22 protein-coding genes and 1 pseudogene are annotated in these 27000 nt (G+C 38.0%); 19 read left to right on the top strand and 4 right to left on the bottom strand.

The genetic code is table 11. The annotated features are described in order from the left end of the window. Positions 1 to 194 precede the first annotated feature (194 nt). Positions 195 to 2015 carry an ankyrin repeat domain-containing protein gene (locus H1P_RS07900; protein WP_186375884.1) on the top strand — a complete coding sequence of 607 codons (1821 nt, stop codon included), beginning with the start codon at positions 195 to 197 and terminating at the stop codon, positions 2013 to 2015. Positions 2016 to 2578: 563 nt separating this feature from the next. Here H1P_RS07900 and H1P_RS07895 read toward each other — a convergent pair. Beyond that, positions 2579 to 3379, bottom strand: coding sequence for a sulfotransferase family protein (locus tag H1P_RS07895; RefSeq protein ID WP_186375883.1), 801 nt, complete (start codon positions 3377 to 3379; stop codon positions 2579 to 2581). Between the two features lie 150 nt (positions 3380 to 3529). On the opposite strand from H1P_RS07895, the gene H1P_RS07890 reads away from it, so the two are divergent. From H1P_RS07890 to H1P_RS07825, 14 genes are all read left to right on the top strand, one after another. After that, on the top strand, positions 3530 to 4474 hold the full coding sequence (locus H1P_RS07890) for a glycosyltransferase family 2 protein (protein ID WP_144865849.1): 945 nt from the start codon (positions 3530 to 3532) through the stop codon (positions 4472 to 4474). 122 nt (positions 4475 to 4596) lie between these two features. Beyond that, positions 4597 to 6807, top strand: coding sequence for a beta strand repeat-containing protein (locus H1P_RS07885; RefSeq protein WP_144865846.1), 2211 nt, complete (start codon positions 4597 to 4599; stop codon positions 6805 to 6807). 338 nt (positions 6808 to 7145) lie between these two features. Then, entirely contained in the window at positions 7146 to 8102 is a 957-nt protein-coding gene (locus H1P_RS07880) for a glycosyltransferase family 2 protein (protein WP_144865843.1), read from the top strand. Between the two features lie 99 nt (positions 8103 to 8201). Then, positions 8202 to 9665: a hypothetical protein gene (locus H1P_RS07875; RefSeq protein WP_144865840.1), complete on the top strand. Its 1464-nt coding sequence runs from the start codon at positions 8202 to 8204 to the stop codon at positions 9663 to 9665. 106 nt (positions 9666 to 9771) lie between these two features. Next, positions 9772 to 10395 (top strand): LysE family translocator, encoded by a 624-nt coding sequence (locus H1P_RS07870; protein ID WP_144865836.1) that lies wholly within the window; start codon positions 9772 to 9774, stop codon positions 10393 to 10395. 249 nt (positions 10396 to 10644) lie between these two features. Continuing rightward, positions 10645 to 12282, top strand: a complete 1638-nt coding sequence (locus H1P_RS07865; protein WP_144865834.1) for a hypothetical protein — start codon at positions 10645 to 10647, stop codon at positions 12280 to 12282. Positions 12283 to 12325: 43 nt separating this feature from the next. Then, positions 12326 to 13687, top strand: coding sequence for a flippase (locus tag H1P_RS07860; protein ID WP_246141521.1), 1362 nt, complete (start codon positions 12326 to 12328; stop codon positions 13685 to 13687). A gap of 387 nt (positions 13688 to 14074) precedes the next feature. Beyond that, entirely contained in the window at positions 14075 to 15223 is a 1149-nt protein-coding gene (locus tag H1P_RS07855; RefSeq protein ID WP_144865831.1) for a DUF1972 domain-containing protein, read from the top strand. Positions 15224 to 15242: 19 nt separating this feature from the next. Beyond that, positions 15243 to 17120, top strand: coding sequence for a response regulator (locus tag H1P_RS07850; RefSeq protein ID WP_144865828.1), 1878 nt, complete (start codon positions 15243 to 15245; stop codon positions 17118 to 17120). Between the two features lie 7 nt (positions 17121 to 17127). Then, positions 17128 to 18009, top strand: coding sequence for a glycosyltransferase family 2 protein (locus H1P_RS07845; protein ID WP_144865825.1), 882 nt, complete (start codon positions 17128 to 17130; stop codon positions 18007 to 18009). Positions 18010 to 18382: 373 nt separating this feature from the next. After that, positions 18383 to 18958: a hypothetical protein gene (locus H1P_RS07840; RefSeq protein ID WP_144865821.1), complete on the top strand. Its 576-nt coding sequence runs from the start codon at positions 18383 to 18385 to the stop codon at positions 18956 to 18958. A 7-nt stretch (positions 18959 to 18965) separates the two neighbouring features. Further along, positions 18966 to 19298 carry a hypothetical protein gene (locus H1P_RS07835; protein WP_144865818.1) on the top strand — a complete coding sequence of 111 codons (333 nt, stop codon included), beginning with the start codon at positions 18966 to 18968 and terminating at the stop codon, positions 19296 to 19298. A 16-nt stretch (positions 19299 to 19314) separates the two neighbouring features. After that, positions 19315 to 20262: a U32 family peptidase gene (locus H1P_RS07830; RefSeq protein WP_222426979.1), complete on the top strand. Its 948-nt coding sequence runs from the start codon at positions 19315 to 19317 to the stop codon at positions 20260 to 20262. An 11-nt stretch (positions 20263 to 20273) separates the two neighbouring features. Beyond that, positions 20274 to 21695, top strand: a complete 1422-nt coding sequence (locus tag H1P_RS07825) for a DASS family sodium-coupled anion symporter (protein ID WP_144865865.1) — start codon at positions 20274 to 20276, stop codon at positions 21693 to 21695. Here H1P_RS07825 and H1P_RS07820 read toward each other — a convergent pair. The 3 genes from H1P_RS07820 to H1P_RS07810 all read right to left on the bottom strand — a co-directional run bounded on the left by H1P_RS07820 (position 21692) and on the right by H1P_RS07810 (position 25377). After that, the gene (locus tag H1P_RS07820) at positions 21692 to 23137 is read right to left on the bottom strand and encodes an ABC transporter substrate-binding protein (RefSeq protein WP_144865812.1); all 1446 of its coding nucleotides are present in this window, start codon (positions 23135 to 23137) and stop codon (positions 21692 to 21694) included. The genes H1P_RS07825 and H1P_RS07820 overlap by 4 nt on opposite strands. 162 nt (positions 23138 to 23299) lie before the next feature. Beyond that, a complete protein-coding gene (locus tag H1P_RS07815) occupies positions 23300 to 24421 on the bottom strand; it encodes a glycosyltransferase (RefSeq protein ID WP_144865809.1) in 1122 nt (373 codons plus the stop codon). A gap of 35 nt (positions 24422 to 24456) precedes the next feature. Continuing rightward, the gene (locus tag H1P_RS07810; RefSeq protein ID WP_144865807.1) at positions 24457 to 25377 is read right to left on the bottom strand and encodes a sulfotransferase domain-containing protein; all 921 of its coding nucleotides are present in this window, start codon (positions 25375 to 25377) and stop codon (positions 24457 to 24459) included. A 223-nt stretch (positions 25378 to 25600) separates the two neighbouring features. Here H1P_RS07810 and H1P_RS07805 point away from each other — a divergent pair, with 223 nt between their 5' ends. The 4 genes and pseudogenes from H1P_RS07805 to H1P_RS07795 form a co-directional block, all read left to right on the top strand. Further along, positions 25601 to 25810, top strand: a complete 210-nt coding sequence (locus H1P_RS07805) for a hypothetical protein (protein WP_144865805.1) — start codon at positions 25601 to 25603, stop codon at positions 25808 to 25810. Further along, positions 25807 to 25938 (top strand): hypothetical protein, encoded by a 132-nt coding sequence (locus tag H1P_RS38855; protein ID WP_281291119.1) that lies wholly within the window; start codon positions 25807 to 25809, stop codon positions 25936 to 25938. The genes H1P_RS07805 and H1P_RS38855 overlap by 4 nt, the downstream gene beginning before the upstream one ends. 40 nt (positions 25939 to 25978) lie before the next feature. Further along, on the top strand, positions 25979 to 26227 hold the full coding sequence (locus tag H1P_RS07800; RefSeq protein ID WP_144865802.1) for a hypothetical protein: 249 nt from the start codon (positions 25979 to 25981) through the stop codon (positions 26225 to 26227). A 128-nt stretch (positions 26228 to 26355) separates the two neighbouring features. Next, positions 26356 to 27000: pseudogene (locus H1P_RS07795) on the top strand (recombinase family protein); the annotation flags it as partial.

Here is a 27000-nt window from a genome sequence, read left to right as displayed (position 1 = left end):
TCAATCGGATTTAGTATAATAAACCAAGAATTATATTTGTAATACTATAGATGATCTCGACCCAACAGCCTCAGCCTGAAAAGGACAATCAAAGACCGAACGCGATTGTAAATATTGGAGTCTTATTATGTTGTTTAATTACGGGATGTTCGCATTCAGCTCGATGGTTATTTGCAAGTGCATCGGGAAATTTTTTGAGCGACCCCTGTTCTAGTGGATTTGCCATGAATCGTTATTTAGAAAGCGGAGGAGAACTAGTTGAAATTCTGGACGAAGAAGTGGTGCAACCGAGCGGGGTCACACCGATCCAGGGAACGCTGACCAAGACAAACGAACGGCTATTCTTGTCGCCAGTTTGCGCTGAAGCAATATTTTTCAGTATGTTCGATTTAGAACAAGCTGCCGCTCTCAAACTCGAACAGAAAGCGAAAATCATCGATTTTCTAGCCAAGTACAACACTAAAGACGAATTTGATATATATGGAAAAACCCCGCTACTAAACTCGATTTCTTTAGAAGATCGAGAAATGGTTGAGCTATTGATCGATAAAGGAACCAATATCGATACCATAAATGGTTATGGTATTGATGCTTTATATCAGGCAATCTATATAAATAGCCTTGATATAGTTAAACTACTGATTGAGCGCGGAGTTGAAATTGACCTCCAAAACAGTTGGGAAACGACTGCTCTACATGAAGCTGCACGTAACTACAATATTAGAGCAGAAATAGTCAAGCTATTGCTCGATAGAGGAGTTGAGATTAATGCCATAGATAATGTAGGAAAAACTCCCCTACATTATGCTGTTATAAGATATGCTGATTCGCCTTTAGATGTGGTCGAGCTATTACTCCAGCGAGGGGCTAATGTTAATGCTAAAGACAATGAGAAGCAGACTCCTTTACTGACAGCAGTTTACAATCGAAATCGAAAACTAGTAAAGCTATTAATAGATAATGGCGCAGACCCCACATATCTAGATTATCAGTACATTGAAAATAACTTTGACTTTAACAGAGGAAGATTAAAAGTAATCAAAGAGTTTTTAGAAGAAGATTTCACCCTAGCTAATACGACTGCTGTAGAAAATAACCGAAGACTATTACAGACGGCGATCGATCAAAATCAATATGAAACAGTTAAAACACTAATTGATAATGGTGCAGATATCAATGCTCGTGATCTTAAAGGTAATACTCCTTTAATCTATGCAATTAGAAAAAAAGATTTTGAAATAGTCAAGCTGCTGCTAGAAAATGGCGTAAATATAAATGCTCCTGTAGATCGATATGGTTCGACTGCTATGCACTACGTATTTCATAGCGAGTACGATTTAGACCTAGCCCAGCTTTTAATCGATAATGGTGGAGATATTAATGTCAAAGATTACGGCTTAAATACTCCTTTATTTAGAGCCTATAACGAAGAATTAGCCTTATTCATGATTAAAAACGATGCTGATGTCAACGTGAAGAATGACGACGAGGACACGCCACTGCACTTAGCCAAAAAGGTTGAAGTTATGAAGGTGCTAATCGATAATGGAGCTAATGTTAATGCTCAAAACAAAGATGAGGATACCCCCTTACACGATGCCTATCGTCTAGCAACAGTACAGTTACTAATTAACAATGGAGCAGATGCCAATGCTCGGCAGCGTAACGGCAGAACACCCTTGTTTTATAAAAACGAGGAAGCGACTCAAGTATTGATTGACAGTGGGGCAGATGTTAATGCTACAGATGATTACGGTCAATCTGCACTACACTTTGCCAGAGGTAGTGCAATAGCTAAAGTATTAATTGACAATGGAGCTGAAGTAAATCTTCAAAACCGAGATGGAAATACTCCCCTATTTTACGAAAAAAAGATAGATATATTGAAAGTATTAATTGACAATGGAGCCGATGTTAATCTCAAAAATCAGGACGGAGAAACTCCTCTAGATGTTGCTAAATCTAAAGGATACAGAGAGGCAGTAAAATTTTTGATCGATCGCGGTGCTAAATAAGTACCTAGGCAAAATTAATTTCACACACCATTATTACTAGACAAGCCATCAGGACTACTAAGTACCTGGGCAAAATTAATTTCGCAAACCCTGATTGTTTGATAAGTCTTTGAAGCTGTTATGTGTGTAATTTAATTTGCATACCTACCTTATTTGTGTAATTAAATTTATATGACTACTTACTGCACTTTTCAAGCATAGTAGACCATTTAACATATCCAATCACTTAAGCAACTTAGAGCTTAGAGGAGGGCGTGTCTTTTGAGGTCTCCTCAAAAGTTTATACCGCCCATCTCCGAACTAACTAATCAAAAGCGGAACGGACATCTCACGGGCTTGAGGCAACCTTATGCGCGACGGCTTCGCTAGTCCTTTAGGGAAGCGGTATCCTTTAGGGCAAGCCATGTGTTCTCGTCTATCCAACTGAAAACGGCTGTAAACTTCCCTTGGAGACTTCGCACATTCGAGGACTTACCGAACGCTGACCAAGGCAGGAGAAAGAGTAGTACTAAGTCACTTATGGCTTCTATATTGGAATTACTAGAATAATTCATTTCCACTTGTCAATTACCTAAATTACGCAAAAATGCAGCAAAAGCTCTGCTATACTTGCCTCTAGTACGCTGTTTAAGCTCTTCGGGTGTAAAGTATTCGGGCCAGTGACTTTCACTATAATCTGGGGTTACACCTTGTAACTCATTTAGCCAAGACTCGTCTGATTCATAATTGTATTCAATTAAGTCTTTGGCGATCGCCTGTTTGCCATGAATCTGGAGTTGTCCTGCTACTCGTGGAAGATGGTTACGCCATTTACCGACACTGCTAGAAGCTACAGGACGAATACCACGCAGCGCGTCAAGAGAACGTTGAGAAGGCTGTGCCAACTCATGATAGCGACTAAAAGAAGCTCGTTTTGTTAAAAAAGGCATTCGCTGCATCAAATATGCCTGAACTTCGTCGGGTTTTTGTACCAAATCTTCATAGCGAACTGTAATAAATCGTGGATGATTTTGTAACTTGCACCCATAAGGAGTGTATGCTTTCCAATAGCGCAGACTTGCCCAGTAGCGATCGGGATCTTTGCGATGTTTACTGACGATTGTATCGCGAGGATCTCGCAGCATATAGATTACATAAAAATTTGGCAACAGATGCAATATGGGTTCTGCAACCAGAATATCGCGAGGACGCTTAGTTAAAAAGATTTCAGCTTGGCGAGTTGGACGAGTATAAATACTATCTTCGTGTTCTGTGTAAAGATCGATGGCAAAACAAGCGATCGCCATTTCTGCCATGAGTGTCGTACCAGTACGGGGTCCGCATCCCACAATATGTATTCTGATTTTTGCTTTATTCTGTGACAAAATCATCCTTAATCCAGGCTGATATTTTTTTTGTAATCGCTTTGTTACCTTCTTGATTCTAAAATCGAAAGGTCAAGGAAAAGATAGCTATTTCCACAAACCAGATTGGAAACCAGCCAAGGATAGGTGTCCATTTGAAAATTTTAATAAATGAATCAGAATCTCTTAGTCAGTATTATCATCAACAACTATAATTACGGCTCTTTTATTGCTGAGGCGATTGACAGTGCCTTAAACCAAACTTATTCACCCATAGAAGTTATTGTGGTTGATGATGGTTCTACAGACAATTCGCGAGAAATTATCGCCAGCTATGGAGATAAAATTATCCCTGTACTCAAAAAAAATGGTGGACAAGCCTCAGCTTATAATGCAGGGGTTGCTGCAACTTCGGGAGAAATTATCTGCTTTCTTGATTCTGACGATTTTTTTCTTCCTGAAAAAGTCGCTCTTGTGGTCAAAGTGTTTCAGGCAAACTCAGAGATTGGCTGGTGTTTCAATACAGTAAAATTAATTGACGACAAAACAAATCAAGAACTAGGGCTGACTCGCCAGAGTGGTGTCGGCAAATGTGACTTTCGCGACTCAGTTATAAATGGAACTTCCCTTTATGTTCCTCCTTCTTCTGGTTTATGCTTTCGGCGCAGTCTCTTGGCGCAAATTCTTCCGATACCAGAGGTATTCATCAACGGTGCGGATGGTTATCCGATGAAAGCTGCTCCCGTTCTTAGTCCTGGCTTTATGTTTGAGCAAGCTTTAACTATTATGCGGGTGCATGGTGATAATAATTCTACCTATCGACAGGATAGACCACAATTACAAACCAAAAATATCTTAACTGCCTATTTTTTAAGAGCTAAATTTCCTCAATTAGCAAAAGTATGCAATCGGATGTTTGCCAAAGGTTTAAGTGCTTACTGGAAATACAAGGTAATTTACGTTCGTTACGGTGTTCCTTATCAAGGACATCGAAAGTCGATCGCCGATTATTTTACTCTTCTATCTTTACTGGAAAAAATTGAGATTATTCTCCGAGCTATTTACTATAGTTTTCCTCAAAAAGCGACCAATTCCATCAATCTAGCCCTCAAATGAATACGATGGTCGCCTATTCCAAATATTTACTTTGCTGAATCAGTAATTAGTTTACCCATTTATTGACAGCTAAAGTTCTAACATCGAATTGAAACGTTCAGAATTCCATTTTAATATTTAATATGTCAAATTTTACCGTATCTAATGTTAATGATTCTGGTGCAGGTTCATTCCGTAAAGCTATTATTGGAGCGAATCAGTCTTCGGGTTTGGATGAGATTGTTTTCGACCTTCCTGGGACAGAACCTCAGACAATTCAAGCCCTTTCACCTTTACCAGATATTACCGATTACGTCATCATCGATGGGACTACTCAGTCAGGTTATGCTGGTTCGCCAATCATTGAGTTAAATGGCGCAAATGCGGGGGCTAATGCCAATGGGTTAACTCTTACAGCCGATGCTGATGGTAGCACAATTCGAGGATTAGCCATTAATAGCTTCAGTGGTTCGGGAATTGTTCTTGATGGTTCCGACTCCAATGAAATTATGGGGAATTACATCGGCACTGATACCACAGGTGTCATCGATCTTGGTAATCAAGGTAATGGCATTAGCCTCGAAAACGGAGCTTCCGATAATCTAATTGGTGGGACTAGTGGCGCGAACCTGGCTACCAATACTTCTGATGCTATTAGCCTAAGTAGCGACGGTAATCTCATTGTAGGCAATGATGGTGATGGCATAGTACTTAGTGGTCAGGGAACTCGGCGTAATCAGATTGAAGGAAATTATGTCGGCACGGATATTAATGGTACTTCTGCTTTAGGTAACGATAAAGGTATTTCCCTCAGTGAAAAAGCTTCGCGGAATACGATCGCTGAAAACCTTGTTTCGGGTAATCAAGATAACGGAATCGAAATGAGTGACAAAGGCACAAAACGTAATCAGATTACAGGAAACTATATTGGCACTGATGCAACTGGTACTAATGCTCTAGGGAACGAAAATGAAGGCGTAAAGATCGAGGACGGAGCTACTAACAATATAGTTGGTACGGGAAATTCGCGCGATCGCAACATTATTTCAGGAAATGTCGGTAATGCTCTTGGTCTAAGCGATCGAGGCACCAAAGGCAATCGAGTTGAAGGTAATTATATCGGTACAGATATCAATGGTACTAAAGCGATAGGAAATGATGCTGGTGTGTCTATTGATGATGGTAGTTCGGAAAATATTATCGCTGGGAATCTCATTTCAGGCAATATAGATGATGGCATACCCATAGCCGATGAAGGAACAATCGATAATGTAGTGGTAAGCAACTATATCGGTACAGATGTTACTGGTACTAAAGCCATTGCTAATGGCGATGACGGTTTGGCGATCGATGATGAGGCTGGTCGTAGCTTCGTTGTGGGCAATGTTATCTCTGGCAATTTCAGCGATGGTGTAGAGATTCAGGCTGCTGGTGCTACAGAAATTTTGCTAGCGGGTAACTATATCGGTACAGATGCTAGTGGTACTATGCCCCTTGGCAACGGGACTGATGGCGTTGATATCGATGCTGGAGCTTCTGATAATCTTGTTACTCGTAACGCGATCGCCAACAATGGCGAGACTGGGATTGAATTTAACGATGAAGGCACGACTAACAACATAATTACCTCCAACTATATCGGCACTGACGCAACTGGGACACTTGATTTTGGTAATGTCGAAGACGGTATCTTTGTGTTTGAAGGTGCTTCGGGAAATATTATTGGTGGTACAGATTCAGTAGATCCTATCCCAGACACTTTTGAAAATAACGAGATGTGGTCAAAGACTGAAAAACTACTGACAGAGAATGCTCGCGCTCTGATCGGCAATGACTCATTAATCGACGAAGGCAACTTGATTCGCAATAATGGTGGGGCTGGTGTTTTAGTTGCTAGTACTGAAACTACTAGCACTTCTATTTCGGGTAATTCCATCGCTAATAATGGTGGACTGGGTATCGATCTGAGTAATAACTTCAATACTAATAACGGTGTTACTGCTAACGACAGTGGAGACAGCGACACGGGAGCAAATAACCTGCAAAATACCCCAGTAATTGACTCGGTAGTCAGTAATACCGATGGTACAGAGTTCCTTGGAACAATTAACAGTTTGCCTGACACTACTTACCGCATCGAGTTTTTCTCTAGCGGTACTGCCGATCCATCTGGTTTTGGTGAAGGTCAAACTTTCCAAGGAGAAGTTGAGGTTGAGACTGACAGTGATGGTAACGCCAACTTTGAGTATGTCGCCGATAATAGCATTCCCAGAACTCAGGTAGTGAGCGCGACAGCTACTAATACAGAAACTAGTGATACCTCAGAATTCGCTGAATCTTTGCCTGTTGCTTAAGCTTTTGGGGATTGAGTAATACTCAAGGTTAATTGATGTCAATTATGGCTCAATCCCTTACACTGAAGCTGTCAGGTTGGGTTGATTGATAGTAAAATTTGACGGGAGAAAAGACTTTTGGTTAAATTCCACAATGAGTATTAACGGTGTAAATTAAGGACTCTTCATTAAGAAAAGCTCTTTGAGTAGACATCAAGTATACCCTTAAGATCGGAGCATTTGTGTCTGCTCTAGAATTGCGATCTCGCTGAAGACGAGGCACTGGGCGAACAGCAGAGAGGGCTAAGAACGCGATCGCCATACTGTTCAAAAACTGTCAAAATTTTGCTCTTGAGTTGATGGTAAAGCAACCGTTAGTTAGTATCATTATTAATAATTACAATTACGATCGCTTTGTTTCTCAAGCGATTGATAGTGCTTTAAATCAAACTTACTCTTCTCTAGAAGTTATTGTTGTAGATGACGGTTCTACCGATAATTCCCAGAAGATTATTGGCAACTATGGCAACAGCATAATTCCCGTGTTCAAAGAAAATGGAGATCATGCTTCTACCTTTAATGCAGGATTTTTGGCTTCTTCTGGAGAGATTATTTGTTGTTTGGATGCAGACGATCGTTTTCTTCCCGAAAAGGTGACTCAAGTTGTTGAGGTTTTTGCTTCCCATCTAGAAATTGGCTGGTGTTTTCACCCGCTCAAATTAGTTAACACTAACAACAAAGAAGTTTTAGGAGTTACTCGCGCCTTTCCCCAACTCAATGAAGATATTTCGACTTCCTGCGATTTTCGGACACAGCTAAGATTAGGTAAGCTTTCTTTTTATCCACCTTCAACTTCTGCTCTCTGTTTTCGGCGCAGTCTTTTAAAACAAATTTTACCTATGCCAGAGATTCTTAGGCAAGCTGCGGATCGTTACTTAACCTATGGTACTCTGTTTCTCAGTCCAGGCTTTTTTCTAGATCGAGAGTTAACAATTCAGGGAATACACAGTACTAATGATGGTACTCTCCAACAAGGGCAAAAATTTAGACAGAAGAAAGCTCGTAATCAAGTAGTCGCAGCTTATTTACTACGGTCAAAATTTCCTGAATTAGTTAAGTTTACTAATCGCTTATTTGCTAGAGGTTTTAGTTATTACCTATTTGATGGCATTAAACAGGGAGAAGAAAAGAAATTAATTGATGATTATTATAAATCTGCCACTTTATCAACAAAATTAACTATTCTTTTAATTGCAATTTATCATAGTCGCCCTTGGAAAAAAGTTCAATTGTATAAAAGTGCCACTATTGAATAAAAATAAATTAAACAGATGTTTTATAGCTAATAATATTCAAGAAAAAATCAACTTTATTAACCAAATAATATTACCTTAATCTAGATTTTTTATTGTTAGATGAATACTAAACCAAGTGAGATATTTTGGAACATTGTTGATTGGTATCAAAATGCTAGGTTCAGAGGAGAAATACCTTTTTGGATTGTTTATGCGATCGCCGTTTATCTGCCTTTTGAAGAATTGATTTTAAAATTGATTCCTGCGCCTTCAATTATTATTCTTTTTCTAAGATTTTTGCACGAATTAGTACTTTATTATTTATGGGGCAGAGTTTTTTATAAGCGTTTGCTTAGAGGCGATCGCTTAATTAAATCTTCCATTGAGTTAGCTTTTATTTGTTTTGTATTCTGGGCAATAATTTTATTACTTATTCACCAAGCATCTATTTTTAGTGGACTTGATAATTTACGAACTTTAATTAGATATTTTGCTGTTTATTATATTATAGTCGATCTCAACTTATCTAAAAAGCAAATCAATCTGCTGCTAAAAACTATTTTAGTTTTAGGGTTAATTCAAGGATATTTAGTTACTATTCAATATTTTGCTCCTCCTAGTTTTAATAATTTGTTTGTTCCTCAAGATGTAAATTTAGAAACGGGAGGAATAGCAATTCAAAAAAGTTCTGAAGTATCTAGTGGTAGTTTGAAAACTGGTGCGGTCAATGGCACTTTTGCCAATACAGCGAATACTTCTGCTTTTTTACTAATTTGCTTTATTATCATAATAGTTTTAAAACTTCAAAATAATAGTTATCATGATTTATTTTTATCAAAAAACTTATTCAATTTTGTTGTCATGTATTTTGCTTTGTTCGCTACGTATAAGCGAATTGCTCTTTTATTTGGTATGATTATTCCTGTAATAATTCTATTTATTTATCGGAAAAGACTTTGGGCAGGCAAAGTAATTTGGTTTTATCTATTTAGTTTATTTCTTTTAATCTTTGCTTCTTTATTTTTCTTAAATGTGGACACTTCAATAGATAGCTGGGCAATTAGAAAAGGAGGAAATATTGATTTATTAGGTTATTTTGGGCAGCTTTTTTCCGCTGAATATTGGCAAAAAGGAACACGACAATGGATTATCAAAACTATTGTAGGTGGAACTATTGGTACGGGTAACTGGTTTGGTTTTAGTTCAGAAGCAAATGAAGCAGTTAATACTTTAACTGAGCTTCTTCCTGCTCAAAAAAGTATAATTTTAGAAAGAAAGTTTTGGTTTGAAGACGTTTATTGGGGAGCAATGTTGCTTTATTATGGAATTCCAGGAGTTGCTTTATTCGGCTATATATTTCAAAGCTTATATAAAACTGCTCAATGGTTGATTAATCATTGTTTAGAACGCCAATTGCGATCGCTGGGAATAGTATTTTGCACCTTAAGTATCATTACTATTTTTTATGGTTTTGTCGAACGCATCTTTGAAATGAAATGCTTTTCTTTTTATTTATGGCTTTTAGCGGGGATTGTCGTTAATGTTTATTCTCGTTACTGGCAACAATCTGAAAGAATAGATTAAAAGTAGTTACCAATTATCGGCTTATCGGTTCAATTAATAAATTGCTGTAGTTAGAGTTTGAAAAAATTTTTATAGAATTAAAATTATTCTTTAGCTAAGTTTTAATATGGATTCACAATTTACTCTGTTTCTGGTTGCATCTATCGCCCTAATTATGACACCAGGTCAAGATACCATTTACGTTATTACTCGCGGAATTGGGCAAGGTAAAGTTGCAGGAGTGATTTCGGCTCTAGGAGTTAATTTAGGAGTTATAATTCATACACTCTTCGCGGTTTTGGGATTATCAGCTATTCTGCAATCATCTGCTTTGGCATTTACCGTTATCAAGATGGTTGGAGCAGTTTATTTAATCTATTTAGGAATCAAAACAGTTCTCAACAAAAAAGAATTTTTCCTGCAACCTAACAGACAAAAAGCATCGCGATTAATGCTACTGTGGCAAGGTTTCGTAACAAATGTGCTTAATCCTAAAGTCGCCTTATTTTTCCTGGCATTTTTGCCACAGTTTGTCGATCCCAGCCTTGGTAATGTACCTTGGCAAATGTTTTTGATGGGATTGTGTTTTGCTTTACTTGGGGTTGTGTGGTTGAGTTGCGTCGGGTATTTTGCAGGAAGCATGGGTAGTTGGATTGGGCGTAGTGCCACAGCTTCCAGTATTCTGCGTTGGATTACAAGCAGTGTTTTGATTGGTTTGGGAATTAAATTAGCATTGCCTGAGCGTCGTTAATTATCATTTTATTTTGTTAAATGTGGAAGTTATACGAAATCCGATTATCTAAACATCCTATAAAAATAGATCGTAGAGACGTGATATATCGCGTCTCTACAAGGTTTTATTGTTTCATCGATAAGTATTCTATGTAAATAGGATTTGGTATTAAGCGAGTCTACTAATTATTTGTAGGATGGTTATAGATTAAACTATGTTTTTGGAAATCAACGAAAACTTTTTTTGCATACATTAGATCGCAATATAGTGATTAAAAGATATTTGGGCGATCTTTATACTGGAAACAGCTTCAATAACCGAAAAAAGTATTTCTTATTTCAGATGTTTAAAACTTCTACTAACTCTATTTCTTGGTTAAATTTCTTTGTCTTAACCAGCTTGTTACTAATAAGTGGTTGTAGTGGGCAAAAAAATCTCGGAAAAAAATCAGCATCAGCACAACCATCCACGGTGAAGGCTTCACTTTCATCTGTTTCTCGTCCCCTCTCAGAAAATTATGCCTGCTTTAATGTCAATTCCTTAATGGTAAAATCCTGGTCTAACCCAGAGTTTCAACAAGCAGTTAGGCAAGTAAATCCGCAGTTATTAAGAATACCAGGAGGAACAGAATCTAATTATTGGGATTGGCAAAAAGGAGGATTAGTAGGAAATGTCAGGGAAGCCATGGCTGGCTATCCGATTCAGTTTAGAAACAAAGATCTTAAATACAATGCCAGCAAATTAGAAGATATACAAGGGGGAATCAAAGAAACTAATACCGATCCCATTTTTGTTTTAAATATGGCTACTTCTAGTTTGGAATCGCAATTAGAAATGTTGCGAAGGGCAAGAGATTTAGGAATGCCAGTGAAATACATTGAGCTAGGTAACGAATTTTACTTTGATGTGCCTAACTATAAGCGAGTTTTTCCCACTTCGGCAGATTATGCTCAAACTGCTAGTGAGTGGATAGTTGCAATCAAACAAGAATTTCCCGCAGCAGAAATTGCCTTAGTAGGAGTCGCGCCCAAACCAAAAGATTCGATCCGCGAACAAAACTGGCAAAAAAGTCTTCTTAATTCAGCTATGTATCAAGCAGATGCCGTTACCCTTCATCTCTATAACGGACATGGCTTAAAATCTCCCATAGACTCCAACTCCACCTATCCTTTTTTTACCTCCGAAGAAGTTCCACTAATTTTGGGACAACCTTTTAGAAGTTGGCAAAAACTGCAAAATAATGACCAGTTAAAGTTAATTCCAGACAATAAGCAAATATGGATGACAGAATACAATTTATTTGAAAATGTATTTGGCAAAAAAAATCGGGACAAACAACAAAGGGTGATGGGTAGTTGGACTCATGGGCTTTACGCGCTGACAATGAGTTTACTTTTTCTCGAAGATTCCCGAATTGCGATCGCTTGCAACCATGTATTAACGGGAAATTCTCGATTTGCTGCTATTTTTGCAAATAAGGCAAGCTTTCTTAATCCTAGTGATGAAAATTTTGAGGTTCAAGCTAAAAGCCTTTCTGCTACTGGCTCAACTCTGAGTTTGCTGGGGGAGGCAACTTTAGGCATGACAAAGGCGCAGAAAATTGATTTTTCTCCTGAATTTACCTTAGTCGGTCATAAAAACTTTGAATATCCTGCTTTGTATGGCTGGATGTTTAACAATGGCAAACACTCACGAGCGATTATCGCCAACTTATCTAATCGAAATATCTCTGTTAATTTAGAGCAGCTTTTTTCGGCTTCGGTTAGCTATCAACAACTTTCGGCAGAGCCACAAACTTTAATTACGGGAAAAGAAGTTATCAAAAGCAAAAGTGACACTGTTTCACCCGAAATTATGTTACCTGCTTATTCAGTGACCAAATTAGATTCTCTGCCATCATTCTGAATCGATTATACTGCCAGTCGCGGGGTACAACTGATTAAATAAGATGATAAATAGAAGCGTTCGATGTATCCAAGACTTGTGGCAAACTTTGTTCGCCAAAGAGCAACAAAGCAGTCTGAAGAAACGTTTAGTCAAAGGTGCAGCAGGTACTTTGGGTCTGAGAATTGCTGCTACTGGCTTAAATTTTCTGACGAGTATTTTGCTGGCTCGCCTGCTCGGAGCATCGGGTTTTGGAGTTTATACTTACGCTTTTACCTGGACTCAATTGCTGAGCTTGGGAGCGACTTTAGGACTCGATAAATTAATCGTTCGTGAAGTTGCTGTCTATAAAACTAAGTCATCCTGGAATTTGATGCGCGGTCTGCTAAATTGGGCTAATCAGATAGCATTGATTACATCTGTGGTGTTGATTTTGGTGGCTATAGGTGTAGCTTGGAGCTTGAATGTGGGAGCTAATTCCGAGCAGTTTTTGGCTTTCTGTTTGGCTATGCTGATAATTCCTATCGACACCCTGAGAAACCTGCGACTAGCAGCGATGAGAGGACTAAATAAGATTGTGATGGGACTTGTGCCAGAGTTGCTCATTGCTCCTGCATTACTAATCGTCTTGGTAGGATGTGGGTATCTTTTTTTAGGAGAAGATTTAAATGCTCCTTGGGTGATACTCATAAGGTTGGTAATTACTCTGATTACCTTGGCTATCGGCATGAAATTGCTTTACCGAATTTTACCTGATGAAGTTAAAAAAGCCACAGCTAAATATCAAGCTAAAACTTGGCTGAACAGTGCTTTACCTTTTATGTTCATGGGCAGTATGTATCTGATTAAATCGCGCACTGATATTTTAATGCTAGGAGCTATTCAAGGAGCAGAAGTAGTAGGGATTTATTTTGCTGTCAGTCGAGGAGCGCAGCTAATTGACTTTGTGACTAATGCTGCTAATACAGTTCTCGCCCCAAACATTGCTAGTCTTTATGCTGAAGGAAAAACGGAAAAAATACAAAGAATTTTGACTAAAAGTTCCCGTACTGTATTGTTGACTTCTTTACCAATCATTATCGGTCTAATGGTATTTGGCTATTGGTATTTATCGTTGTTTGGTAGTGAGTTTACCCAAGGACAAAATGCTTTGATCGTTCTTTGTGTGGGACAGTTAGTCAATGTGGCGACAGGTTCGGCTGGTCTATTGCTTAGTATGACTGGACACGAACGCTATACGCTGATTAGTCGCTGTGGTAGTACCCTGTTGAATGTGGTTTTAAACGCTTTGTTAATTCCTCGATGGGGATTGTCAGGAGCAGCGATCGCTACAGTTGGCAGCACAGTGTTATTAAATGTTGAGAATACTATTGTGGTACGCAAAAAGCTTGGCATTCATTGTACTGTCTTCGGAAAATTGCTCTAATTAATTTACTCTCAATTTAGCCTAACCTCTTGTTCTAAGTAGTTAATATATTTTTGCTTTTTTGCTTTAATTTATTGCACTCAATTCATTATAGTTTTTGTCCTTTGTTTGCGAATATATTACTTCCTTTTTTCAGGGTAATTTTTTAAATAAAAATTGCGGTAATTTGTGACCGTTGATACATAGTGCAATTAATTTTTCGAGATTAATATTTTCTTCAGTATTTACACTGAAAATAATCGGGTTTTTTATCGAGTTTGTTACTTTTATTTCAGTATTATTAACTAGAAACCAATTATATTATCTTTTTCATTCCAAGTTACTCGGCTAGAGAATTTTTATTTAGTTGAAATTCTCTGACGATTGTTGTTGCTTACATTTAATTTAATGAAGAATAAATTACTAATATTAGGAACAAGAGGTATCCCAGCAGGACATGGTGGATTTGAAACTTTTGCAGAACGTTTAGCTCTCTATCTTGTGAAAAGGGGATGGGATATAACAGTCTACTGCCAAGTTAATTGTCAAAAAATAGTTCAAAAAAAATGGAAAAATATTAATTTAGTTTATATTCCCAGCAAAGACGATAGTGCTTTAGATTCAATTATCTTTGATTATAAATCCACGATTCATGCTCTTAAAAAAGAGGGTTTAATTCTTGTACTTGGCTATAATACTGCTTGTTTTTCTTTTTTATATTGGCTAAAAAAACGAGCAAGTATCATGAATATGGATGGCATGGAATGGTGGCGAAGTAAATGGAATTTTTGGCAAAAAAAATGGCTGTTTTTTAATGAGCGTTGTGGGACTTTTTTTAGCAATCATTTAGTTGCCGATCATCCTCAAATTAAAAAACACCTGATCGATCAAGTATCTCCCAGCAAAGTTAAAGTTATTCCCTATGCAACAGAAAAAGTTACTGAAGTAGATCGAAGCTGGTTAAAACCCTATCAACTTTCGCCAAATCAATATCTTTTAGTTATTGCCAGACCAGAACCAGAAAATTCTATCCTCGAAATTGTTTCTGCCTTTTCTCAACGTAAATGGGGAATGAAATTAGTGGTTTTGGGACGCTATTTACCCCAAAGAATTCCTTATCATCGAAAAGTGATGCAAGCAGCTAGTGACGAGGTTATTTTTACTGGGGCTATTTATGAAAAAGAAATAGTTGATACATTAAGATTTTTCACTCGTCTCTATATCCACGGACACACAGTAGGTGGCACTAATCCATCTCTTGTCGAAGCTTTAGCTGCTGGCTCTCCTGTTCTGGCTCAAGATAATGCTTTCAATCGCTGGGTTGCTGGCGATCGCGCTCATTATTTCAAAAATCAAGCTCATTGTCTGCAAAAACTTAAACAGTTACTTGATAATACTGATGAACTGAAAAAAATGAAAATATTTAGTACCATCAGATATGAGGAACAATTCTCAGACAACGGAGATGTTAAAGCCTACGAAGAGTTGTTGTCAGCTTACATAACCAAAGAAAAAATTCTAACAATGGCTTCAAAATCTAACATAAAAGGAGAATAATGCTTAATGATATGACCTGATGATTAATCTTCTTATAGTCGAAGACCAAAAGACAATATTACAACTACTCAAAATTTATTTAGAGCAAGAATCAGATTTAAAGATTGTAGCGATCGCTAATGATGGTCAAGTAGCGATTGACAAAGTGGATAGGTTTCGACCAGATGTAGTCTTAATGGACGTGGAAATGCCAGGAATAGACGGAATTACCGCTACTCGAATCATTTCTGAACGCTATCCAGAAGTCAAGGTCTTAATTTTAAGTACCCATGATGAAGACCAAATCCTGAATCAGGCTTTGCAAGCTGGTGCCAAAGGATATATTCTCAAGACTACTCCTGCTGAGGAACTAATTAAATTTATCCGCTCTGTTTATAAGGGACATTTGCAAATCGGCTCTGGTTTGGTGCAGAAATTAGTACCAGAAGAGCATCCTATTCCTGGTGAGCAAAAGCATCCTATTCCTGATAAGCAGAAGTTTCCAGTTCGCCCACCCTCAAAATCTTTCTATTTGTCATTAGGAATTTTACTCAACTTTGTTGTTTGGTTATTAGTGGTGGTTTATTGGAGAATAGCTCCGCTCAAATACACCAGCGAATGGGGAATCAAAATGTTGCAAACAGGAGCAGGAGTTGAACTAAATTTACCTAATATTGGTAATGCCTCATCTGGTTCTGACTCTGCTAAAAGTCGCCAAGATACTAGAACAGATTATATCTATATTGCTAGCGATCGTAGTCTTTTGGAGCAAGCTGCCGAAAAACTAGATATGTCTGCGGGAGATTTTGGCGCACCAGAAATGATCGTTGAGGAAGATGGTAGTATTATTTCTTTGACAGTTGAGGGAGATAACCCCCTACAGGCACAACAAAAAGCTTATATTTTTCAAGAAGTTCTAACTCAAAAAATTGAAAATTTGCGACAGGCTGAAATAAAACGCCAAGAACAACATACTCAAGTTATCCTAGAAGCAGCCCGCCAAAAGCTAGATTCAGCCCAAGAAGAACTTTCGACATATCAAGTTTCTTCTTCTTTGAGTTCTGATGAGCAGATTAGACAATTAGCCAGTAATTTAGAAGATTTATATCGCCAACAGGCAGAATTATCAGCCCAAGAGCAAGGTTTAAATAATCTTTCCCAAAAATTAGGACAAGAATTAAATTTATCTTCGGCAGAAGCTACTGCTGCTTATCAATTACTAGAAGATGATGTTTATCAACAACAACAAGCGCAATATGCTCAAGCTAGGACTGAACTAGCTAATTTATTATCTCGCTTTACTGCGGAAAATCCTTCAGTAGTTAATAAGCAAGCAGAGTTAGAAGAAGCAACTCTAGCCCTGCAACAAAGGGCTACTTTTCTGCTGAATAGAGCGGTAAGTAGACAAGAATTAGAGCGGATTACATATCTTACTCTCGATCCTAAAGTAAAAACAGTGCGGGAAGAGGTCTTCAAGGATTTAATTTCTAACGACGCAGAAGGGCAAAAATTAGCAGCACAAATTCAGGAGTTAGAAAAACAGAGGTCGAAATTAGAAAATCGTCAAAGAAATATTGCTCAAGAAAAGCTAACAAAGGATAACTTTCAACGCAATCTACAAGTAGCAGAAGCAATTTTTGCGACAACTTTAGCTGAATTAGATTTAGGTAAAGAAAATGTCTATTCCCTCTATCCTCCTATTCAGTTAGTTAAAGAGCCAAGCTTACCCAAAGAAAATCAACCAACTAGTCCCAATCTTCGCACGCTTTTTTTAGCAGGTGTGGCAGGTTCTTTTCTGGTTACTACTGGTTTGATGTTGCGCTGGTTTGAACGACAGCCTTCTTCTCTGAGAACGCCTATGTCAACAACACCACTGCCGTCATCTTCTATTGACTTTAAAACAGATAAATTTAGATAGAGGGGAAATGGATCGATTTGTTTCTGTAATTATTCCAGTTTTTAATGATGCAGAGCGTCTCAAAATCTGTTTGGCAGCTTTAGAGAAGCAAACTTATCCTCAAGATTGTTATGAAACGATCGCGGTGGATAATGGTAGTGATGAGAGTCTCGAAAATATAGTCAAACAATTTCCTCAAGCAAAATTAGCTTACTGTGGCGAGCCTGGTTCTTATACCGCTCGTAATCATGGTGTTTCTTTGGCTAGGGGGGAAATACTCGCTTTTACTGATTCTGATTGTATCCCTGCACCTGATTGGCTGATGACAGGGGTAAAACGGCTTGTAACCACGGTTAATTGTGGGTTAGTGGCTGGGAAAATTGAGATTTTTTTTCAAATCAGCGATCGCCCTAAAGCCATTGAACTTTACGACAGCGTTACCTTTTTTAATCAAAAACAATATATTGAAGAACAAAAATATGGCGCAACAGCTAATATCTTTACCTACAAATCAGTGTTAGATCGGGTGGGTTTATTTAATTCCCAGCTAAAATCTGGAGGAGATCGAGAGTGGGGACAAAGAGTTTTCGCTCAGGGATATTCCTTGGTTTATGCAGATGAAACTCTTGTTGCTCATCCTGCTAGATATTCGTTCGGACAAATGTATCGCAAAATTGCTCGCGTTAGGGGAGTAGGTTACGAACAAGCAAGAGCCACTCAACCACTATTGGTATATTTACTGACAACTTTATCCCATTTAAAACCGCCATTGCGTTCTACTATAGCAATCCTCAATCAATTGTCTCAAGAAGATAGGTTGAAAAATACGCTTCAAGCAACTCAAGTTATCTCGATTATTTTCGCTATGCATTATCTGGGATTTTTTGCCCAGACATATCGCGATCGCTGATCGGTAATTAGTAATCAGTTTATAACTGTAGAGCTTATCGAAGAATTAGCACCCATCCCTACTCTCAGCGATTGGTTACGATAAGTTCAACCTCAAATTCGGATGTCTTCTCCAGGTAAAATCCTCATGAAACGCTAATCGAGATTTCCGCGATCGCTCTCCGCCGAACAAAGAGCGATCTCCCTCACTGTGTTTCTTTAATTGACTATATATTCAATTAGTTTAGACTAAACTCCAGTTCAAAGTAATTCAGACAAAAACTTACAACAAATGTTGGTAGATATTTCATCTCGCTATTAATAGGATGAAGTCTATAAGCGCGGAGTGGGATCGGTAAGCAACTAAAATAGCGTTTAACCTGGAGTAATTATCTATGCCTGTCCAAGCCCTTAATGAAGTTCGAGAGATTCAAAATTCTCAAGCTATAACCACAAAACAAATAGTTCTCGAAGTCCAAAACTGTTATCAGGTTGATATGGATCGTGTACTGTGGGTTCTCGCAGCAGCTAAATACGGACGAAAGAGCAAACGAGAATTAACTAAGACGGAAAAAGAGATATTTTGTCTTGCTTGTAGTATCTATTCCGATTTAGAAAAAAGTTTTATCAGAGAGTATAGAAGAAGAATTACTAGAGAGGAATTAAATGTCTATATTGAAATTCTTAATGACACCAACATTAATTTAAATCAGAGAAACTTAGCAACTAAATATCGCAATAAATTAAAACGAGAAATTACTAAAACCTCTTCTAAAATTATACGGGAAAAATTAAATACTAAGCTCAGAATTGCCACCATCAGTGTCAAAGTATTTGATGATAGAACTTCCTGGTCGAGATTAAAAAATTTATTAGTTAACCCTATTTTGAATTTAGACTCAAATACTCTGATAACACCATCCATGATTATGACACTTTTAAGCTACAGATATCCTTTAATTGAAAATTAACCAAATAATGATGATACAAAAATTAGAATTCATAGTTATAGTAAAACTCAATAACCTCCTTGAAGAACCCCAAGTCAAAAGTATTTTTCAATCTCGGGGATTAACCGAAACCACACTCAGTAAAGGTCAGATAAAAGTTTGGTTTTTTCAAGGTAGTTACTCAGATTTTAATTCAACAAAATCTTGGTTAGAATCTGAGGAAATTAGTCAATATTTAAACTTGATTGAAATTGGATTAGCTCCTGACTTTGAAATAGAAACCAGTGCTGAACCAGAGTTATTTATAGAGAAAAATTATCAAGCATTTTTGCAAAATTTGACCAAAAAATTTAATTCATAATGAGGAGTATCTTATCGTGTTTGATTTAACTAGACAATATCTTCGGAAGCTCGGCTTACCTGGAGAAGATAAAAGGGATTTACCTTCATCTGAGTTAGTTTTTGCTGATGGAGCTAATTTTCGGATCGAGATCCCCACTGTCAATACTCTTGAAGCTGCTACAGCTTTACTTCAAGAAGCTGAATTTTTGGGAATTACCATCAATCGCATCACAGAAACTTACGGAATTTTTCGACACACTCGCAGGGAAATTCAGGATTGGGTCAATTTATGCCAAGATTATGGATGTCAACTGATTATGTCTCCTGGTCCCCGTGCCACCTATGATACCAGTGCTACAGTACAATCGTCTCAAGGTATGCGGATTGGCTATCGACTCCGTGGACAAGAACAATTGATCAGAGCCATCGAAGATGTCAAACGTGGTGTTGAATTGGGTGTTAAAGGTTTTCTCATTTATGATGAGGGAATGCTATGGTTAGTCAATCAGATGCGTCAAGATGGGGAATTGGCTCCTGACATCTCATTTAAAGTTTCCGCCCATTGTGGTTACGCTAATCCCATTTCAATTAAGCTTATGGCTCAAATGGGTGCTAATAGCGTAAATCCCGTCAGAGATTTACAGTTGCCGATGATCGCAGCTATCCGAGAAGCAATATCTATCCCTCTTGATTGCCATACTGATAATCCCCCTGCCTCTGGTGGCTTTATTCGTTCTTATGAAGCTCCTGAAATAGTCCGCATTGCTGCACCAGTTTATCTCAAAACGGGAAATTCCGTGATTAGTTCTCATGGCCAGTTAACTTCCGTTGAAGATGGTAGGCAGATGGCTAGGCAGGCATCAATTACAGTTGAAATGGTCAAACGTTATCATCCCGAAGCTATCCAATCCGAACGCAAGATTAATTTTGAGATCGAGCGAAGCACATCAAAATTGAAACTGGCTCAAAATCTAAGGAGCTAAAAATGAAATCTATGTCAGCAGAAAAAGATGGACAGAGTTTCGCTCTCTTTTGGACTATTCTCAGTGGAAGCATCATTTGGTTTCTGCCTGCTCCTCTCGGCATTGAAGAACAAGCTTGGCACTTACTCGCTATCTTTGTTGCTACTATTATCGGTTTCATTACAAAACCTTTACCTATGGGAGCAGTGGCTTTGATTGCCCTTACTGCTTTAATTATTAGTAAAACCCTCACTCTAGCTGAAGGATTAAGTGGTTTTAGTCATCCTACTTCGTGGTTGACATTTAGTTCTTTTTTGATTGCCAGAGGTTTTATTAAAACTGGTTTGGCTGCTCGTCTTGCCTATCTTTTTATTAGAGTTCTGGGTCAAAATACTCTTCTGCTCAGTTACGGATTGTTAGCTACAGATTTGGTATTAGCTCCAGGTATGCCCAGTGGTAATGCTAGAGCAGGAGGGGTTATTTTCCCTCTGGTTAAGTCCCTGGCTCAAATCTACAAAAGTGAGCCTCACGATGGTTCTTCTCGTCGAATCGGTAGTTTTCTGATGCTCACTTCCTTTCAAGGAACTCAAATCACTACCGCTTTATTCTTTACCGCTATGGTTGCAAATCCCTTAATGGCGAGTCTAGCTGGAGAAATGGTCGGCTTTGAGTTTACTTGGATTACTTGGGCTTTAGCTGCTCTAGTACCAGGTATGATTAGTTTGTTGCTGATGCCTTTGATTATTTATTTTTACTATCCACCAGAAGTTAAACATACTCCCGAAGCTCCCGATCTAGCAAGACAAAAGCTGAATCAAATGGGCAGAATTAGTAGATCGGAATGGTTAATGGGAGGAACTTTTTTGCTACTACTGTTGCTTTGGATTTTCGGAGATTACTTGGGAGGAATCAAAAGTACGACTACCGCTCTATTGGGAGTCGCTCTTTTAGTGGCTGCTCGTGTTTTGAGTTGGGATGAGATTATCGCTGAAAAAAAAGCTTGGAATATTCTGCTCTGGTTTTCTGTCTTATTGATGATGGCTTCCTTTCTTAATGAGTTTGGTTTAATTGCTTGGGTGAGTCAGCAAATAGGAGGCGTTATCGACGGTTTCCCTTGGCAACCAGCTTTTTTCTTGTTAAGCGTAGTTTATTTTTATAACGGCTATTTCTTTGCCAGTAAAGCAGCCAGAGCCAGTGCCATGTATGCTCCCTTTCTTTCGGTTGCTCTTGTCATAGGGACACCGCCGATTTATGCAGCATTAGTTTTAGCTTTCTTGCTCAATCTGTCTGGATGTCTGACCCATTACGGAACTGCTGTTGCACCCATCTATTTTGGTTCTGGATACATTGAGGTTCGTATTTGGTGGAAGCTAGGATTTATTTTAAGTTTAGTTTACTTCCCTATTTGGCTTGTTGTTGGAGGCTTATGGTGGCAAGTTTTAGGCTTGATTTAGTTCGATTCTAAATATGCAAAATCATAACCAGTTCCCGATCTTTCTCCAGGTTCTACTCTGACTAAAACGCCTCTGGCAAGACGATCTCCATTTTGCATGAAGCGAATCGATTCAGATGAGCCTTGAGCTACAAATTCGGGGTTATCAATAACTTTTTGTATTTGCTGGCGACTACTATCAGTTGATTGTAAAGCTTGGATAATTACTTGAGTTGCATCATAAGCCATCGCCGTGCGCCAACTTCCCGTTTCCTTCCAGAGTTTCTGAGCATTTTCAACAAAAGAACTATTCTCAGAAGATTTTGGATACCAAGCTACAGGTAAAACTAGACCGTTAACACTCATTTGCCCTTGTTTTAAGGTATTATATTTAAATACAGTGTGACTACCAAATAAGGGTAATTGTTGTTGGTTTGCTCTAGCTACTTCAATGGCTTGATCCAAATAGCGTAATGATGGTGCTAGCACCAGAGCGTCCGCACCATTACTGATGGCTTGAGGAGGGACTTTGGTGGGATTAAAATCCATTGCCGAAAAATTGCATTTTACTCCATTGACTACTCCTCCATACTGATAAACTGCCCAGGTCAAATCGTTCTTAAAAGAAACACTCGCTTTAGCTTGCTCGTCTGCACAGATAGTGATATTGGTTTTGCGAGCTGTGTTAACTATATAACCAGCCAGTTTATCGGCTAAAGCTCTAGTACTTGGAGTGGTACGATATATGTAGTTCCCTATTTCTGTCAAAGATTTAGCTGAACTGGTGGGAGTGATCATGACTAATCCACCCTCCTGATAAATAGGAGCAGCAGCTATGGAAGAATCACTAGCATTGTGTCCCACTACGGCGATAATTTCTTCCTCTTGGACAAATTTAGTGGCAATTTCTTGAGCTAATTCAGGATTATTATTATCATTAGCAATAATTACCTTGAGCAATCGATTTTTATTTTCCTGATTTGAGTTAAATTGATTTTGTGCTTGAGCAACGCCACGCAGAATTTCTTGAGCCACATTCAAGTTTCCGCCAATGGGAACGCTAACAGCAATTGTTACTTCATTCCCTTGAACTACAGCCTTACTATTGTTGAGGTAAATTAATGTCTCTGGATCGTTGGAATCATTTTCCAACGATATCATGAATTTGGCTTGAGCTTGCTTGTAGTTTTCACGAGAATAAGCTCTGATTCCTTCCAATTTATTGATATTGTTCTTTGCTGCAATCAAAACCTGATTTCCTTGGCTCCATAATTCTTCTACTTTTGCTTCAGAATTTATCGATGATGTTTTGGTTGTGGTTTTTTGCTTGTCAATCCCAAGTCGAGCAGCAAAAGTATTTTTTTCGACTCTGACAAATGCTATGGTTATACCTGCAATTCCAACGATCAAAAATAAGAACAAAATCAGAATTATTCTTTTATTTTCTATTTTTTGGTTCGACATAAAACGATTTTTCTGTTGATTCAATAAGTCACTTCCCAGCCTATCAAAATTATTGGGCTAGGTTAAACTGAGCGGTATTTTCAGGAGAGCAAACTCGTACTCAACAATTAGCGTTGCTGAATAGACAGTGGATTTATCGTACAACGAAGAGTAAAGAAAAACTCATTCAGCAAAGCCAGTTAAACGACAAATTTCTGCTGCGTAAGCACTTGCTGTTTCACGCCATGATTGCCCTCTTGCTTCAGTGGGCGGAGATGGGCTTTTCTGGAGTCGTTCTAGTAGTTTTTTCGCTGCCATTTGAGGATTAGTCGCAGTAATAGGAATAACTGCATTCTCTCCAACTTCACAACTCGCCTGATTTGTTTGACTGACGACGATCCAACGATTCATCGCAGCAGCTTCGGCAATCGGTAAACCAAAACCCTCATTTTCTGAGAGAAAAACTATTGCGGTTGCTTGGCGATACCACTGGGCTAAAGCGCGATCGCTAACATAACCCTGATAGTGAACCCAATGCTTATTTTTAATCGATTCTAAAAAGGCTTCTCCACTGGCTTGAGTCGTAGTGTTGATTCCTCCTAGTAAATGTAACTCCCAGGGTTCATGACTAATTTCTCTGAGGGCTGAAACTAAGGCTACTGCTTCTGGCAAACGTTTCGCAGCAGGATCGATTCTACCGACGGATAAGAGAAAAGGTGAATTAGGTGCAGGGATTGTCATAGGGGCTAAATCGCTCAATTGAGAGTCATTTCCATTTGCGATCGCTTTTAGCTTTAACTTTAACTGAGGATCGGGGCGAAAATGGCATAGATCCTGTTTTGTCGCCTCACTGACAACAATAATCTGTTGGGCAAAACGCAGAGATGCATCGAGATAAACCATAGCTCGCAACCAAGTTTTCAGGCGATCTCCATATTTGTTAGCTGCTTTCCATTCATTAACATCATGAATTACTGCTATGGTAGGTGGATGCCAAGGTAGTACAATCGGGTTGGAAAGCCAAACTATTGTTTCTATCTTTTCGCGATGACAATATTTAGCCAAGCGGGTAATAACCCAAGTAGCTCTTTTGACTGGGGAGTAATCTAGGGGAGGGAGAAGCCGAACCAGATGTTTTAATTTCTCCAAAGCAGGGGTTTGGGTAACAGCGTTGGGAGAAGCCAAAATTATTACCTTAAATCCTTGGTGAGTTAGTTCTTCTACTAAAGAAGGTAACAATCGTTCTAAATACTGTCCAATTCCCAAACGAGGGCCAAGATAATGAGCTATCAGAGCAATATACATGAGTAACTATAGAATATAATTCTTAACTTGTGTCTCTAAAACCTTAGCCATTGAGGAAGATCGGTATAATTTACCGCTAAAAGTTGTGCTGCTAATTTTTGATTATAAGGTTGATAAAGAGATTGCAAATAATTGAAAGTTTGTTGCTTAATTTCTTCTTGATACGGCATATTATTCAAGTTGTAATAAAAATTTCTCAAACTCCTTTTTATGCCTGGGTTAGCTCGCCAAAACCTTTCAGCTTTAAGATTGAGCCATAAAGCTAGTTCTTGCAAGTATTTATTTTTGTAGTTTAGGCTTTTATTTTCTACAGTTAAATCTTGTGATTCCCACACAGTATTATCTATTTCTAGCCAAGCACAAATTTTTGAGAGAAACAGCTTAGGGTTATTTTGAAGCTCATCAAAAAAACTAATATAGACAGATTCTCCAAAAACATTTAACCAATCTTCTAGATAATTCGCATAGAAACCACCCTCAATTCCCCAGTATTTATCATTTTCTTTTTTAACTCTTTCTTGGGGTGTTAAAGCTTCGCATTGTTGCAAATATTCAACCAAACTCAATTCTTTATCAAGCTCTAGCCTACTCTTTTTGTATTTAAAAAAAGAAATTAATCGTGAAACTGGTTCTCTTAAAATAATAATAATTTTTACATGATCTCCCAGAACATTTTTGATAGTTTGAGCAACTTTCATTTCTCCCTCAAAATATCCAGGAGTAGCTTCCATTACATACTTTTGATCTTCACAGTGGCAAAAGTAATTTTGATACTGCTCAAACGGGTCTTTGCTGTCATTGTACCAAGGATCCCATTCACCATATCTATGGTAAGAAAAATAGCAAGTTTCTTTAACAGTAGAACAACAAATATCGGGATGAAGGGATAAGTAACTATACAACGAGGTAGTTCCTGCTTTTACAACTCCAGCTATTACTAAATTGGGTAATTTCATTGAGTTGATTGTCTCCTGATTTTACTCGGTCAATCTTTATTTTGTCTCGATAAATTCAGCTTTACCGAACGTGTAAGGTTAAATACTACTAGCAGTTAATTAGTGATTTTGCTTTGATTATTTTTTATACTATCTACCAATAACATGGATGAGGTAAAAAAAAGAAAAAGACCTTCTTTACGTTCTCCTGAACTGAGAACTTTACGCCGAATCTAGATATATCATGGCTGATAAGACAGGTGCTATCTTAAGTTTTCTTACGCATCTGCCTGATGCTCCAGAAGAGTCGGAAATAACAGAAATAACTGAGATTGATGTCTTATCTGGATTGAAGAAGATACCAGAGCAGTTTATGATTCTCAGGATAATTTACTGTATTATGAAGGGATTGTCAGAGATATTAGCGATCGCAAACGCCAAGAAGCCGATTTGAAAAAACAACTTAAAGAATTAAAAGTAGAAGTGGATCGGGAAAAACGTGCCGAAGCAGTGGCAAAACTGATTAAAACTAATTACTTTCAGGAATTACAGCAAGAAATAGCAGAGATGGACTTAGATTAATTTTAGAGCTAGATATTTAGATCTTGAAAGTTTTCGCCACATGAATATTAAAACTCAATATCAAAAAATGGTAGCTGAATTACTCGAAAGAAATATTCGCGAAAGTGATGGATTATCAGAAGCTACTGTCATTAGTTTTGAAATAGAACATAACTTGAATCTTCCTGATGCTCTGAGAAAGTATTATCGTTTACTAGGTAATTTAAAATCTATCAATCAAGCTCACGATCGACTACTACATTTAGATAAAATTATCTTCAAAGATGGCAAATTAATCTTTTTTTCCTGATTAAAACTTAGTTTTTCGACTCAAAACAATAACTTAGTACTAAAATAAATAATCGAGATGGCTAATAATTGAGTATTGACACTCCCCATATCTAGAAGCTAGGGGTATCCAAAACGCACATTAATTTGATGAAACATAGTAACTCAACAGCTTTATGGATTACGGGAAAAACAAGATCGGGTAAAACCACTCGTCTAGTTACCGAATTTAGCCAGTGGGTAAGACAGCAAATAATTAAGCAAAGTAACCTCCAACATCCCCAGGATGGTTTAACCTCAGCAATTTTAGTATTTGCAGCTAATAACAATAACCGTCGAGAATTAGCCGATCGCTTGTCAGAAGCAGTAGAAGGGACTTATCCTATAATCTGTAAGACTCCTGTGGGTTTTCTTAGTGATGAGGTAACTTTATTTTGGCCTTTAATTTTTGAACAGTTGGGCATTAAAGCGCAGTTTCCCCTTAGATTACGTCCTGAAACAGAGCAAGAGCTAGCAACGCAATTATGGCGAGATGAGCCTGATTGGGATGTTTTAATTAAGGCTAATGGAGAATATCGTTTTGTTCGGCAAACGTTAGATTTATTGCAGTTAGCAGGTGCTAGTGGTATTGCACCTGAAGAAATACCCACTATCTTAGAACAGGGTTTTCCTGATTTTACAGAAGATAATACTCTCTATTCTCGGATGGGGGAGTTATTGCTTAAGTGGCGTAATTGGTGTTTGAATAGAGGCTTATTAACTTACGGGATTATATATGAGCTTTATTGGCGTTAT

The sequence above is a fragment of the Hyella patelloides LEGE 07179 genome, from assembly GCF_900659865.1.
Taxonomy (GTDB): Bacteria; Cyanobacteriota; Cyanobacteriia; order Cyanobacteriales; family Xenococcaceae; genus Hyella; species Hyella patelloides.
The sequence above is the reverse complement of the archived record's forward strand: the minus strand, read 5'-3'. Positions and strand labels throughout refer to the sequence as shown.